Below are 13,240 nucleotides of genomic sequence, written 5' to 3' on the forward strand. Positions count from 1 at the left end.
TGGAAAGGCGAAACTGAAGCGGGAGGCTTGAATGACGAACTTGAGAAACCTATACCCACCGATCGAACCCTACGAAACAGGCATGATCGATGTGGGGGATGGCCATACGGTCTATTTTGAGCGTGTGGGCAAACCGGGCGGTAAGCCTGCGGTGTTTCTGCATGGTGGCCCCGGCGGTGGAATTTCGCCTGATCACCGACGTCTGTTTAACCCTGAGAGTTACGACGTTCTTCTCTTTGACCAGCGCGGCTGTGGTCGTTCAGAGCCCCATGCCAGTATCGAAGCCAATACGACGTGGCATTTAGTGGAAGACATCGAGAGGCTGCGTGAGCATATTGGCGTAACCCAGTGGATGGTTTTTGGCGGTTCTTGGGGGTCTACCCTAGGCCTTGCCTACACCCAGACGCATCCAGGCCGTGTCAGTGAGTTGATTTTGCGAGGCGTCTATACGGTCACCCAAGCGGAGATCGACTGGTACTATCAGTTTGGTGTATCTGAAATGTTCCCCGATAAGTGGGCGTCGTTTCAGGCGCCTATTCCTGAAACAGAGCGACACGATATGGTGGCCGCCTACCATCGTCGTTTGATGGGGGACAACCCTATTGTTCAGCTTGAAGCAGCCAAGGCATGGACAATATGGGAAGGTGAAACCATCACTCTGCTACCAGCCCCTGACTTATCAGCTCCCTACAGAGAAGGACATTTTGCGTTAGCCTTTGCGCGGTTAGAGAACCACTATTTCACCCATCGCGCCTGGCTGGAGGAGGGGCAACTGCTTGCTAACGCCGATAGGCTAAAAGGTATTCCCGGCGTTATCGTTCATGGTCGTTATGATATGCCATGCCCCGTTCGTTATGCGCTGGCGCTGCATAATGCTTGGCCAGATTCCGAGTTCCATTTGATCGAAGGCGCAGGGCATGCCTGGAGCGAACCCGGCATTCTTGATCAGTTGATACGAGCGACAGATCGCTTTGCTTCTTAATCCAACCACTGCCAGGGCGGTTCGTCCAGCCACCCCTGGCCCAGGATGGTCGTCTCGCCAAATGCTTTATCAAGCGCAATAGAGTGGCAGGCCTCATCTTGCTCCAGTGTTGCCACCAAGCGTGGCGCGTGGGAGACCACCCAAACTTGGGTGTCCCGCGATGCACGGATAATCAGGCGGCCTAAGGCAGGTAGCAAATCTGGGTGGAGACTGGTTTCTGGCTCATTTAATACCAGCAGGGAAGGCGGCCTGGGGGTGAGCAACGCCGCCACTAACAGCAGATAGCGAAGTGTACCGTCGGATAGTTCCGACTGGTTCAAAGGGCGCAACAACCCTTCCTGCAGAAATTGCAGCAGAAAACGGTTACCGGCGTCGGCCTCAAAATTGATGGTGCTCCCTGGAAAGGCGTCTTCAATTGCCCTGTACAGCGCCTCTCGGTCGCCAATCTCGTGAATAGTTCGCAATGCGGCCACTAGGCTGTGTCCGTCATGATCGAGCACTGGGGTACGGGTACCAATTTGCGGTGTGCGAATGATGGATTGCGGATCGGTTCGGAACTGATCGTAGAAGCGCCAGCTGCGGATTGTTTGTCGTACAGCATGGACTTCAGGCACGGCAACCGGGTCGCTGATTTCATTCAGAATACTTTCGTAGCTATTGAGGTGAGCGTTGTATACCTGCCATTTCCGACCGACGCGCACTTTTACGACAGATCCCACTCGGTCGATCAAGCAACTGCTGGGTCGGCAAACGTCGCCTGCCCAAATGCATTCACGTTTTATCTCGGGATCAAACTGGAACATGGAGGGATCCCCGTACCCCGCAAACCCCTGAGGCGCAGGCATTCCCAGTGAAATGGCGTAACCAAACTCCTCTCCGACGAACCCCAGCCTAAGGCGGGTATTGCTTTTTTTGGCGGTGCCCTCAATGGGGGCAGATCCGTCTCTCATACTGTTGGTCAGCTTTTCCGGGCCAGCCCAGAAGGTGTAATCAAGTCCACCTTCCTGAGCAATTGAAGCGATCAGGTTGCCTTTTGCTGTGTCTGCCAGTAACCGCAGCGACTTGTACAGATTGGATTTGCCACAGCCGTTGGGCCCGGTCACTACATTGAGACCGGACAGGGGCGAAACAACGTTTTTCAGACTGCGGTAGTTGGAAACGGCAAAAGCGTTGATCATAAGCTCTAGGTGGTTGAGGGCGAGCCGCTTCGAGCAGCATGGAAATGCCAGTTTAGCGTTGAGTACACCCAGCATGGAAGCGGTAGCGGCGATCACTATTGTCCGCGAAGGGATCGACAGGGGCTCATTAATAAGGTTGCGTATCGAATCGATGGCGCGCCTATTACTTCTTCTCATTAGATCAGGTTAAGAAATATATAACGACTACTGTTCCTGCTCCTGCCATTCCTATTGTATTAGTGAACTCTATTATCTCATCCTCAATATCGCTCAGTAGCCAAGCTGTAGTGTTTTTTGATTTTATTTTAGAAAAAATTAAGGCTGTAGTGCTAGATTCAACGCTGAAGAAGGCAATGACGATTTCAATTGACCCTGCATTAAAAAGCATCATGGGTAAAGCTAAAAAAACAGTTAACATTGTTATGATGCTTAAAGCAAAGCGCTGTGCATGACTTAACGTTCCCGGCGTTTCCGGTAGCCAGACATTTGAGAATAACGTCTTATCTTCCGTACATAGCGTTAGAGAAAAATACTTGGTGAGTGAGGATTTAGATATAACCATTTTATTGCACCTGTTCTTCAAGAGCCCCGAAAAGCTCAGTCTCCTGTTACTTCGCGGATATCATCGAGGAGCTCGTCAAAGTAGGGATTCCAGGTAAGGCGGGCGTGGTATTTTTCCGCAGCGTTCAGGCCCCATGCGCCGAACCAGAGGGTGTCTGGGTCATCAGGTGGCGTGAGGCCGTCCTGGCCGTTTTCCAGCATGAGGTAGCTGCCCGCTTGACCGTAATAGGTATTCTCGGGCGCAAACAGCACATTCATATGGGAGAAGGTACTAATGCGCTGATCGGGTAGGTGGCTGGTAAAGGCGGTGACGCGTGGATCGTCAAGGTTTTGCGGTGTGTCACCGTACCATATGAAGCGTGATTTACGATTGGGAAAGCGGGTTTGAAAGGCAGTAAGCGTCGCGTTGGGGTCAAGGACGCTATCATGCTGGCTCATCGTTATGAGTACGGGTTTATCAAAGCGCGCGGTGTCGAGAGATTTTTGTACGGTACTGACCGAGCGGTAATAGAGAGAGGCACCGCGTGTAGGAAGTGACTGGTAAGTGGCGATATTGTTCTCGTCATCAATGTCGAGCCAGTCCCATAAATAGGAAATGGTTGGGGCGAGAAATAAATAGCTGCTATTGGGGTGAAAGCCTGGGGAAAACAGCAGTAGCCCGTCGACATTGTCGTCTGTGAACGCATGGGAGGTGACCAGGTTGCCGCCGGTTGAGAAACCGCCAAGCCAAAGTTCATCGACCTCCGCTGCTAGCAGTTCGGCGTGATGGGCAATAATTTTTTCCCAATCTTCATTATCCGGCAGCATCAGATCGGCGGGGCGTGTGCCGTGGCCAGGCAGAAGAATAGAGCGAACCAGCCATCCGTCATTCGCCATGGCGGTGGCGATATCGATGAAATACCACGGGCTTGCGCCCAGTCCATGAACTAACAGGATACCGCGTTTCGCCGGTTTATCCGGGCGGAGTTCGAACGGCGTATTGAGCGCTATTTCAAGGTCGCGGTCTTCACTGATGAAAGCGCGGTTATTCGCAATCCATGCACGTGTATCGTGCACATATTGATCGAAACTCTCCTGATCATAGGTAGGCAGGCTGCCTGAGGATTGAAAGCGTGGAGAATCCGGTGGTACGGCGCAGGAAGTCAGCAGAAAGAGTGTGAAAAGTAGAACGCTAAGGCGGCTAATCATGGAACCCTCTCTGTAGGTGCTTGCGTCTGAAATAGAGTCACAAATTGTGCTCCCCTTACTTAGAATGATCAGGCTGGCGGGCTGTGTAGTGTTTAACGAGCAGCGTGATTATTTTGACTGTTACGGTCATTTAGCTATTTAAGGCAAACCCCGGCAGCACTGCCTCGGCCTCAATAGCGATTAACCACTCCGGTTCGGCAAGGCCGTACACAATTAACCAGGTGGCAGCTGGTGGCGCGATAGGGAATCGGTGCTTCAACGCCTCCATCACCACCTGCTGTTCATACCGCACGGATTCGGCTAAGTAGATTCGTAGCATTACCACCCGGGTGAGATCGCCCCCAAGACTTGTTAGTAACCGTTCGATATTGTCGAGTGCTGCCTGGGTCTGCTCGGGCAACTCTGGGCCCGCTAAATGGCCCTCTGTGTCGACGCCCACCTGGCTAGACATCAGCACCCGGGTGCCACCTTGGACTAATACGGCCTGGCTATGACCTTCGATCAAGGTATTGGGCAGGTTGGGCGGATTTAAGGGCTTGCGTCTTAAAATATGCATTACAAACTCCGTCCTAAGTTCATAGGGTCGCTTGCAAGAATGACTGATCGGGCAATCATGGGTGATGCTCTGTTGGGTCAGCCATTACCACTAGCTGACAATATCGGCCTACTTTACTTTCTCGTTTCTTACTGAAAGTACGTTTGCATCAAATTGATCTCTAACGAAGAGTGCGCAAGGCATTTCATTTAAAGCACGCCTGCCGTGGGCGCCTTGCGTGGGCGTTCATCTTGACGGTGGTACACACGTTAGCTATTAATATTTTCGCGGGAATCGCTTTCACTGGCCTCGTTTTCTCTGCATAAGGTCATGACCAACCCAGGATGGGCGTTGTGGGCCGAAAGTTCCCAACCGTGTGCCATGGCAATCTCTTGGCAGATCGCTAGTCCCAAGCCTGCTCCATGGTCACGCCGATGTGCCCCACGCCAGAAGCGTGAGAACAGCAGGGCCAATTGCTCTGGTTCGACGCCTGGGCCACGGTCACGCACAGTTATTATATTTTCCTGGATCTCCATGCTGACAAGGGTCTGCTCGGGGGCATGCTGGATGGCGTTCTCCAGCAAGTTCTTGAGCAGGGTGAAGCATGCCCCGCGATCAGCCTTCCATGTCACCCCTTGATCCGGGGCAAGCACCGTTAAATGCACGTCGGCGGACTCTGCCATGCGCTGTAAGTAGGTAGAAGCCTCGTGGGCGATGTCCTGCATCCGAACAACGCTAAACTGGTAGCTGTGTGCCTCACTCGCTTCGGCCAGCAGTAGCAGTTGTTGCACTTGGCGCGTCATGTACTCGACATCGCTCAATAGCGCCTCACGATCATTGTTACCATCTGCGATCAATTCAATCTGTGCACGAATCAACGCCAAGGGTGTTTTTAACTCGTGTGCTGCATGGCCGAGAAACTCCTGCTGTAGGCGATAACCCCGCTCAAGGCGTTCCAGGGTGTGATTGAAGCTATCCACTAGTGGCGCAATCTCCGCGGGCACCGCGTCCGTATTCAGCCGGGCGTTGATGGAGCGCGGCGAGATGGCCGCCGCGGACTCCGATACGTCTCGCAATGGCTTGAGGGTATAGCGCAGGGTAATATAGGCGCATAATCCGAAGGCGACGAACAGCACAAGTCCAAACACCGCCACGGCAGCGACCACCTGCGGAAAGGACACGGTATAGACGACATCCAGGAACCTCGCACTGACCGCGAATTGCAGATACCACCTTCGCCCCTCATGCTCAAGGGGCTGCGTTGCGCCGTAGAAGGTCTTTCCCTCATGCTCGAAGGTGAAGTTGCCGCGTGCCAGCCGAACAAGATCGCCGTCGGCCGTCCAGAACTCCTCACCTGAGCTGGAAAAGACGGCCACGTTTCCGACTTCATCCAGAATCCGGTAAGCCGCTTCGCGCTGCGGACCCTCGTAAAGCCAGGCGCGATCCTCCAGACTCGAGTCGAAGCCGACGGGTCGGCCGCGACTGTCGAACTCGATATTGTCTACTAGCCCCTCGGCCGCGTCGGCCAGATCCATACGAGCCAGTAGGTCGCTCTTAAGCACCACTGCAGCAGCAATTACCAGCAGTGTGATACTCAGCACCATGCCCGCCACATAGGCCAGCAGCACTTTCAGCCTCAGGCTATTTAGCGTCATCCGCTTGACGAAGCGCATACCCCATTCCTCTGACGTTGGCGATCCGCTGGCGCGAGCCGATGGCCCGCAGCTTGCGGCGTAAACGGTGCAGGGCGACATCCAGGGCGTTAGGTGTTACCGCCTCGCTTAGGCCCCAGGCCGCTGCTTCCAGCGCGCTGCGGCGTACGACCTCATCGTGCTTGTATAACAGCAACTGCATAATATGCAGCTCCGCCGGGGCAAGGGTAATGCTCTCGTCGCCGCTAAACAGAACGCCGCTTTCCGTATGCAGTCTCAGGTCGCCGTGAATGGGGTCGATTGAATGGAATTCCGCAGGGCGGCGTAGCAAGGCACGGACACGTGCCACCATCTCATCCATGGCAAACGGTTTGGGCAGGTAGTCGTCGGCGCCGGCTTCGAGTCCTTCTACCCGGTCATGCAGCGCATCGCGCGCCGTTAACACCAGGCAGGGCACGCTAAGGCCCGCGTTGCGCAACTTCTTGAGCAATAGCAGCCCGTCCCCATCCGGCAAGCCTCGATCGAGCACCAGTGCCTGGTAGGATATCTGCTGAACGGCAGCCCATGCTGCATCAATGCGGTCAACCACATCCACGGCGATGCCAGCGTTCACCAGCCCTTGGTGCATTAGCTGGGCTAGGCGATCGTGATCTTCGATCAGCAGTATCCGGCTCATCAGAAGGTGTAAAGATAGCCAACTAACACGGCGTTTTGGGTCGAGCGATCCACCAGTGGGCTGTCTTTGATTTCGTCTGCCAGGCTCGTGACCTCAACACCTATCAGCACAGAGTGATGCTGGTCAAACTGGTACACGCCGCGCACCCCCGCCTCGATATTGGTAGCCGACTCTCCCTTATAGGCGGGGCGATCGAAGCGAACCTCATTATCGCGAACGCCGAAGTAGTAATCTACGTTCTTGTCGTCCTGCCAGGATGCCCCAACGTATGGGGTTAGCATTATATGTTCGCCGAATTCCCACGTTCTCTCCAGACCAAGATCGATGCGCTGCCCGTCGCTGTTGCCGGAGACGTCGGTGAGCCATTCGGCGCTGACCTCGAACAGCTCGCTTTCCCACTCCACTTTTGCCCCCGCCCAGAAGCCGCCCTCGCGCTCACTCATGCCGTTGAGAATCGAGGCATCGCCTTGCTCGTAGCCGCTCTCATCGTACTGGGCGACGATGCCGAAATTGAGCTGTTGTGAGTCGTTGATAACAAGACTCGGCAGTTTAAATTCGATTTCCGGACCGAAGACACTAATGTACCGGTTTTCGATCAGGAGCAAGGGGAATGGGGTGTTTTCCCTGTCGATACCGGCATAGGGATCCTGCTCGCTTATTGCGCCTACGCCTAATCCCCAAGTGGTTTCGTCTGAGCCCTCTTCGTCGGCGAACGCCAACGGAGAGGCAATAACAAGACCTCCGATAAATGCGGCTGTCGCCAATCTTATAGTGGTGAGGCGGCCGTTCAGCAATAGCGACTGATGAGAACCCATGATTGCACTCCTAGTTTGTTGTGAAAGGGAGAGTGATAGGAAAGCGCCATCATCAGGAGGGTTATCTTACGCGTTTCTTACTGGTGTCGGATTTATTTAAAACGTTACGTCAGTAAGAAATGAGAAAGGAAAGCAGGCCGATAGTAGTTCAACTGAAATTCTTGGATTTTCTTTTTCAACAATGAATTGAACCCTTTGAATCAGGCCTGGATTATGCCATTTCCAAAAAGAAAAAGTTGTTTCGGCATTATGATTGTCGTGATTGCTAGCGCTGCCGCGCTGGCATATATACAGGCGGTGTCAGCTGAAAGCGATGCTGCCGCCGAGCCGACGGCGCAGCCCTCCCTATCCGTCAACGTGACGACATTAGAACCTCAGACGCTGCCGACGACGATTGCGGCTAATGGTGATATCGCTGCGTGGCAGGAGATCATTATCGGTACCGAAATTGGTGGCCTGCGGCTGGTAGAGGTCAAGGTAGACGTGGGTGATGAGGTCGCGGAAGGGCAGGAGCTGGCCGTTTATAACGACACGACGGTGCGTGCAGAGCTGGCTAGGAGTCGCGCCGCCGTGGCGGAAGCTGAAGCCACGCTTGTAGAAGCGAATGCCAACGCCCAGCGTGCCCGCAGTTTGAAAACCACTGGATCGCTTTCAGAGCAGCAGATCCAGCAATACGAAACCGCCGAACTCACCGCCCGGGCGCGACTAGGCGTTGCGCAAGCGCAGAATGAAGCCCAAGCGCTCCGCTTGACTCAGACGCAAATTGTCGCCCCGGACGACGGTTTGATTACCTCCCGCTCAGCCACTGTTGGCGCGGTTACCGGCGCCGATCAGGAGCTGTTTCGGTTGACGCGCCACGGTCGGCTGGAGTGGCGGGCCGAGGTCGCCGCGTCCGATCTGGTTAACCTGCATCCCGGCCAGATGGCCAGGATAAGCCTGCCTGGCGGATACGAACTCGAAGGCCGTATACGCACGACTGCGCCGCTAGTGAATCCCTCTACTCGAAATGGTCTGGTCTATGTCGATCTGCCGGTAAGCGATGTCGCCCGGGCGGGCATGTTTGCACGGGGTGAGTTTGAACTGGGCAGTCGCCAAGTGATGACGCTACCCCGCGCCGCGGTGCAACTACGCGATGGCTTTGGCTACGTTCATCGCGTCAGCGATGAAGGCCAAATAACGGAGCAGAAAGTTGCCCTTGGTCAGCAAACGGATGATCGCATCGAAATTCGCGACGGGCTTGAGCCCGATGCCAAGGTGGTCGCCTCGGGCGGTGCTTTTCTGGGCAACGGTGACCAGGTTCGGGTGATTGAAGGAGAGCCCGCTCATTCACCCCAAACGGACGATACCGACGCCGAGGAGGGGGTATGACGCTCAATACCTCATCCTGGGCGATTCGCAATCCTATTCCGGTGATCCTGCTCTTCATCCTATTGACCTTCTGGGGGCTCATCTCCTTCCGAGGCTTGTATATTCAGGACTTGCCGGATGTACAGCTGCCCCTCGTCGAGCTCTCCGCCTCGTTGCCCGGGGCGGCCCCCGCCTTAATGGAGAACGAGGTTGCCCGCAAGATCGAGGACTCCATCGCTACCGTCTCCGGCGTCAAAAATATCTCTACAACGCTGACGGATGGCAATGCCGACATTGCTATCGAATTCAGGCTGGAAAAGTCCTTGCAAGAGGCTATTGAGGACGTGCGCGACGCTGTTGCACGCATCCGCTCAGATCTACCCGCCGACCTGCGTGATCCAGTGATTCGCAAGGGTGAGTTTTCCAGTGAGCCGATTGTACGCTACGCGGTGAGCTCCTCCGATCTAGACGATGAGGCACTCTCCTGGTTCGTCGATGACAAAATGACCAAGGCCGTATTGGCGGTGCCCGGTGTTGGTTCGGTTCGGCGTATCGGCGGGGTCGATCGCGAAGTCCGCGTGGCATTGGATGCGGATCGCCTGCTGGCGATGAACACGACAGCGCTGGATATCTCCCGTCAGCTGCGTCAGGCGCAGTTAGAGGCCCCTGGAGGCCGCGTGGATGTCGGCGGTGCCGAACAGGCTGTGCGCATCATCGCCAACGCTGAGTCCGCTGCTGAGCTTGCGACGATGGAACTGGCACTCAGCGATGGCCGCCGTATTCGCCTTGATCAGGTGGCGACGGTTACCGATACCGTGGCCGAGCGGCGTTCGATTGCATTGATGAATGGGGCGCCCGTGGTCGGCTTCGAGATGACCCGTGCCGAGGGGTACGGCGAGGTGGATGTGGCCGAGGGCGTGCAGTCTGCGCTCGCAGAGTTGCAGGCGCAATATCCTCATATAGAGGTCGAAGAAGCCTTTAATTTCGTCGGGCCGGTGCTGGAGAACTACCAGGGCTCTATGCATATGTTATTCGAGGGCATGGCGCTGGCGGTGCTGGTGGTGTTCTGCTTCCTGCGCAATTGGCGTGCCACACTGATTGCGGCGGTTACGCTTCCGCTGTCGATCATACCCACCTTCGCTTTCATGCACCTGATGGGCTTCTCGCTCAATGTGGTGACGTTGCTGGCGCTCTCGCTGGTGATCGGGGTGCTGGTGGATGATGCCATTGTCGAGATTGAGAATATCGAACGGCACCTGCTAATGGACAAGCCCCCGCGCCAGGCTGCTATGGATGCTGCGGCAGAAATCGGCTTGGCCGTTGTCGCCACCACCTTTACGCTGATTGCCGTTTTTCTGCCCACGGCCTTTATGAGCGGCACCGTCGGGCAATTCTTCGTTCAGTTCGGTTGGACGGCCTCGGTAGCGGTGCTGTTTTCGCTGCTGGTGGCGCGCCTGCTGACGCCCATGCTGGCTGCGTATCTGCTGCGCAAACCCCAACATCCCTCGCGCGATCCAACGTGGATTAGCGTCTATCTGTTCGTTGCTAACGGGTGCCTGCGCCACCGTAAGACAACGCTCCTCGCAGCGGCGGCCTGCTTTGCAGGAGGTATCTGGCTGGCCTCGACCCTGCCGGGTACCTTCATACCCCCCGATGATGATTCCCAGACGCAGGCGACGCTCACCCTGCCGCCCGGTAGCACCTTTTCTGAAGCGGCGGCGCTTGCCGAGCAGGCACGCTCACGCCTGGTGACGCAACAGCATGTCGTTAGCGTCTTCGCGGCTGTCGGTGGGGGCTCCGGCAGCAGTGACTCTGATGTGACCTCGGTTGAGCTGACCGTTGGTTTGGCGGATCGCGCAACCCGCACGGGCGTTACGCAGCAAGACATAGAGCAGCAGTTGCGGGTTGCACTCGACACACTTCCCGGCGTGCGAACTCGCGTAGGCGACGAGGGGGATGGCTATGAGCTGGTGCTCGCCGGTGAGGATAGCCGAGTGCTTGAACTGCATGCCCGCCAAGTCGAGCGGGAGATGCGCGCCATTCCCGGCATCGGTGCGGTGAGTTCGACGGCCAGCTTGGTCAGGCCTGAGCTCCTTGTGCGCCCTGATTTTGCTCGCGCCGCCGACCTTGGGGTCTCGGCTCAGGCCATCGCCGATACGCTGCGCATCGCGACAGTAGGCGATAACGCCGAGGATCTTCCTAAGTTGAACTTCAGCTCGCGTCAGGTGCCGGTGATGGTTCGACTGGCGGATGCCGCTCGGGAGGATATGGCGACCCTTAAACGGCTACCAGTGTCTGGTGCGAACGGGCCAGTGCCTCTGGAGAGTGTGGCTAACGTTGAGTGGAGCAGCGGCCCTTCGGAAATCACCCGGCATGACCGTCTGCGCAACGTCAATTTCGAGGTAAGCCTGCAAGGGCAGCCTTTGGGAGAAATCGAACAGGCCGTGCAGGCACTGCCCAGTTTACGTCAGTTGCCGCGCGGCGTGTTTCAGGCAGCAGAAGGCGATGCAGAGGAAATGGCGGAGCTTGCCTCAAGCTTCGGGATTGCCATGCTGACCGGCGTGCTGTGTATCTACATGGTACTGGTGCTGCTACTCAAGGATTTCATGCAGCCGATCACCATTCTGGTGGCACTAGTACTCTCCATCCCTGGGGCTTTCCTGGCGCTGTTCCTCACCCAGACGCCCGTGTCGCTGCCCGCCATGATCGGATTGATCATGCTGATGGGCATCGCCACCAAGAACTCAATCCTGTTGGTGGACTACATCATCATCGCCCGTCGGGTGCATGGGGTGGAGCGTGTGGACGCCATTCTTGATGCCTGCAAAAAACGTGTCCGGCCCATCGTGATGACCACCATTGCCATGGGGGCGGGCATGATGCCAATCGCTCTAGGATGGGCTGGCGATCCCAGCTTCCGGGCCCCCATGGCCTTTGTTGTCATTGGTGGGCTACTCACGTCAACGCTTCTGAGCTTGCTGGTTATCCCGGTGGTGTACAGCTACGTGGATGACATCGGCAATATCCTGGGGCGGTTCAAGCTGCCCCCAAACCACGCAACGCAAACATCGGAGTAGAAATTGTCATGAAAAAGATCGAAAAAACCCTAGAGAGCCTGACAATGGGACGCCGTAGTTTTCTAACTGGCGCGGCTGCACTTGGTGTGGGTGCCGGGTTGTCCGCGCCTGCCATTATCTCCAGTGCTGCCGCGACTGAGAAATCGGTCATCGCGTTGCGAGACCAGGATCTGCCCTTTATCGCCACGGAAGAGACCTATACCACCGAGGAACTGATCGCGCTGAACGCGATTAACGATCAACACGTAGAGTACCTCCGTGAAACGGGTCTTGCCGAACTCGGCCCTGGCCGCATCGGCGCAATGGATAAGGCGGGGATCAATGTTCAAATCCTCTCCGCACATACGCCGGGTGTGCAGAATGTCCCCGGTCAGGAAGGCATCGATTTTGCCTATCGTCTCAACAAGATGATTGCCGATGGCCCAATGACCACCCATCCGGGGCGGTACCAGGCCTATGCAACCTTGCCTCTGCAGAACCCGGAAGCATCAGCGGACGAACTGGAACGCGCCGTTCGGGAAGATGGCTTTGTGGGGGCCATGACCAATGGATTCATTGGCAACCAATTCCTCGACCATCCGGATTTCGAGCCCATTCTGGCGCGCGCCGAAGCGCTTGATGTGCCGATCTACCTGCATCCAGGCTTTCCCCCGGAAGACGTGTTCAATATTTATTACAACACCATGCGGCCAGGGTATGACCAATTGTTCCAGAACTACATTTTCAGCGGTTCAGGATATGGATGGCACCAAGAGGTGCTGACTCAATGTCTTCGACTGATCATCACTGGGGTGTTCGATAAATTTCCTAAACTGCAGATGATTATCGGCCATATGGGAGAGGGCCTTCCGTTCTACTACGAGCGTATCGTGGGAGATATGAGCGAGTCGACTGAAGACTCGCTGAACAAGCCTATCGGGCAATATTTCAGTGACAATTTCTGGTACACAACCAGCGCATTCTTCCAGGACGAATTGCTTCATCTTTTGCTGAGGTACATCAGTGTGGATCGGGTGATGTTTGGAACGGATTACCCGTTTGCAGACATGAAGCAAGGAACCGACTGGTTTCGGGCGGTGAACTTGCCTCGTGAAGCCAAGGAAAAAATTGCGTTCCGAAATGCAGAAAAGCTGTTCGGAATAAAGGTCTGACGCATCCGCCCGGGATCGAATGATGCCGATTGGTTTTGGCGTCAGCGGGGCCATAACCGGAGATCACTTTGGCTGTAT

Annotated in this window: 11 protein-coding genes; 4 read left to right on the forward strand and 7 right to left on the reverse strand. The window is 55.8% G+C overall.

Translation table 11 applies throughout. The features are described 5' to 3' along the window. Positions 1 to 31 precede the first annotated feature (31 nt). Positions 32 to 982 carry a prolyl aminopeptidase gene (gene pip / locus ACFIOZ_RS04300; protein ID WP_386082462.1) on the forward strand — a complete coding sequence of 317 codons (951 nt, stop codon included), beginning with the start codon at positions 32 to 34 and terminating at the stop codon, positions 980 to 982. Here pip and ACFIOZ_RS04305 read toward each other — a convergent pair. The 7 genes from ACFIOZ_RS04305 to ACFIOZ_RS04335 all read right to left on the reverse strand — a co-directional run bounded on the left by ACFIOZ_RS04305 (position 979) and on the right by ACFIOZ_RS04335 (position 7,587). Next, positions 979 to 2,160: an AAA family ATPase gene (locus tag ACFIOZ_RS04305; RefSeq protein ID WP_386082463.1), complete on the reverse strand. Its 1,182-nt coding sequence runs from the start codon at positions 2,158 to 2,160 to the stop codon at positions 979 to 981. The two genes, pip and ACFIOZ_RS04305, sit on opposite strands and share 4 nt — an antisense overlap. A gap of 181 nt (positions 2,161 to 2,341) precedes the next feature. Next, the gene (locus tag ACFIOZ_RS04310; RefSeq protein ID WP_386082464.1) at positions 2,342 to 2,722 is read right to left on the reverse strand and encodes a hypothetical protein; all 381 of its coding nucleotides are present in this window, start codon (positions 2,720 to 2,722) and stop codon (positions 2,342 to 2,344) included. A gap of 35 nt (positions 2,723 to 2,757) precedes the next feature. After that, entirely contained in the window at positions 2,758 to 3,909 is a 1,152-nt protein-coding gene (locus tag ACFIOZ_RS04315; protein WP_386082465.1) for an alpha/beta hydrolase, read from the reverse strand. 130 nt (positions 3,910 to 4,039) lie between these two features. Further along, complete coding sequence (locus tag ACFIOZ_RS04320; protein WP_386082466.1) at positions 4,040 to 4,465, reverse strand: Rid family hydrolase; 426 nt, start codon at positions 4,463 to 4,465, stop codon at positions 4,040 to 4,042. Positions 4,466 to 4,713: 248 nt separating this feature from the next. Further along, positions 4,714 to 6,117: an ATP-binding protein gene (locus ACFIOZ_RS04325; RefSeq protein WP_386082467.1), complete on the reverse strand. Its 1,404-nt coding sequence runs from the start codon at positions 6,115 to 6,117 to the stop codon at positions 4,714 to 4,716. After that, positions 6,086 to 6,772: a response regulator transcription factor gene (locus ACFIOZ_RS04330; protein ID WP_386082468.1), complete on the reverse strand. Its 687-nt coding sequence runs from the start codon at positions 6,770 to 6,772 to the stop codon at positions 6,086 to 6,088. Before ACFIOZ_RS04330 ends, ACFIOZ_RS04325 begins: the two co-directional genes overlap by 32 nt. Beyond that, positions 6,772 to 7,587 (reverse strand): MipA/OmpV family protein, encoded by an 816-nt coding sequence (locus tag ACFIOZ_RS04335; RefSeq protein WP_386082469.1) that lies wholly within the window; start codon positions 7,585 to 7,587, stop codon positions 6,772 to 6,774. The genes ACFIOZ_RS04330 and ACFIOZ_RS04335 overlap by 1 nt, the downstream gene beginning before the upstream one ends. Positions 7,588 to 7,836: 249 nt before the next feature. Between ACFIOZ_RS04335 and ACFIOZ_RS04340 the strand changes: the two genes are divergently transcribed. Genes ACFIOZ_RS04340 through ACFIOZ_RS04350 form a run of 3 tightly spaced genes read left to right on the forward strand, consistent with a single transcriptional unit; the run spans position 7,837 to position 13,162 of the window. Further along, a complete protein-coding gene (locus ACFIOZ_RS04340) occupies positions 7,837 to 8,955 on the forward strand; it encodes an efflux RND transporter periplasmic adaptor subunit (protein ID WP_386082470.1) in 1,119 nt (372 codons plus the stop codon). Next, positions 8,952 to 12,011 (forward strand): efflux RND transporter permease subunit, encoded by a 3,060-nt coding sequence (locus ACFIOZ_RS04345; RefSeq protein ID WP_386082471.1) that lies wholly within the window; start codon positions 8,952 to 8,954, stop codon positions 12,009 to 12,011. Before ACFIOZ_RS04340 ends, ACFIOZ_RS04345 begins: the two co-directional genes overlap by 4 nt. A gap of 8 nt (positions 12,012 to 12,019) precedes the next feature. Further along, complete coding sequence (locus ACFIOZ_RS04350; protein ID WP_386082472.1) at positions 12,020 to 13,162, forward strand: amidohydrolase family protein; 1,143 nt, start codon at positions 12,020 to 12,022, stop codon at positions 13,160 to 13,162. The last annotated feature ends 78 nt before the right edge of the window (positions 13,163 to 13,240 follow it).

The sequence above is a fragment of the Vreelandella sp. F11 genome, from assembly GCF_042466685.1.
GTDB lineage: Bacteria > Pseudomonadota > Gammaproteobacteria > Pseudomonadales > Halomonadaceae > Vreelandella.

Excerpts from the sequence above, each read along its gene's own strand:
- pip (WP_386082462.1), top strand. The coding sequence starts at position 32 with ATGACGAACTTGAGAAACCTATACCCACCGATCGAACCCTACGAAACA.
- ACFIOZ_RS04305 (WP_386082463.1), bottom strand. The coding sequence starts at position 2,160 with ATGATCAACGCTTTTGCCGTTTCCAACTACCGCAGTCTGAAAAACGTT.
- ACFIOZ_RS04310 (WP_386082464.1), bottom strand. The coding sequence starts at position 2,722 with ATGGTTATATCTAAATCCTCACTCACCAAGTATTTTTCTCTAACGCTA.
- ACFIOZ_RS04315 (WP_386082465.1), bottom strand. The coding sequence starts at position 3,909 with ATGATTAGCCGCCTTAGCGTTCTACTTTTCACACTCTTTCTGCTGACT.
- ACFIOZ_RS04320 (WP_386082466.1), bottom strand. The coding sequence starts at position 4,465 with ATGCATATTTTAAGACGCAAGCCCTTAAATCCGCCCAACCTGCCCAAT.
- ACFIOZ_RS04325 (WP_386082467.1), bottom strand. The coding sequence starts at position 6,117 with ATGCGCTTCGTCAAGCGGATGACGCTAAATAGCCTGAGGCTGAAAGTG.
- ACFIOZ_RS04330 (WP_386082468.1), bottom strand. The coding sequence starts at position 6,772 with ATGAGCCGGATACTGCTGATCGAAGATCACGATCGCCTAGCCCAGCTA.
- ACFIOZ_RS04335 (WP_386082469.1), bottom strand. The coding sequence starts at position 7,587 with ATGGGTTCTCATCAGTCGCTATTGCTGAACGGCCGCCTCACCACTATA.
- ACFIOZ_RS04340 (WP_386082470.1), top strand. The coding sequence starts at position 7,837 with ATGATTGTCGTGATTGCTAGCGCTGCCGCGCTGGCATATATACAGGCG.
- ACFIOZ_RS04345 (WP_386082471.1), top strand. The coding sequence starts at position 8,952 with ATGACGCTCAATACCTCATCCTGGGCGATTCGCAATCCTATTCCGGTG.
- ACFIOZ_RS04350 (WP_386082472.1), top strand. The coding sequence starts at position 12,020 with ATGAAAAAGATCGAAAAAACCCTAGAGAGCCTGACAATGGGACGCCGT.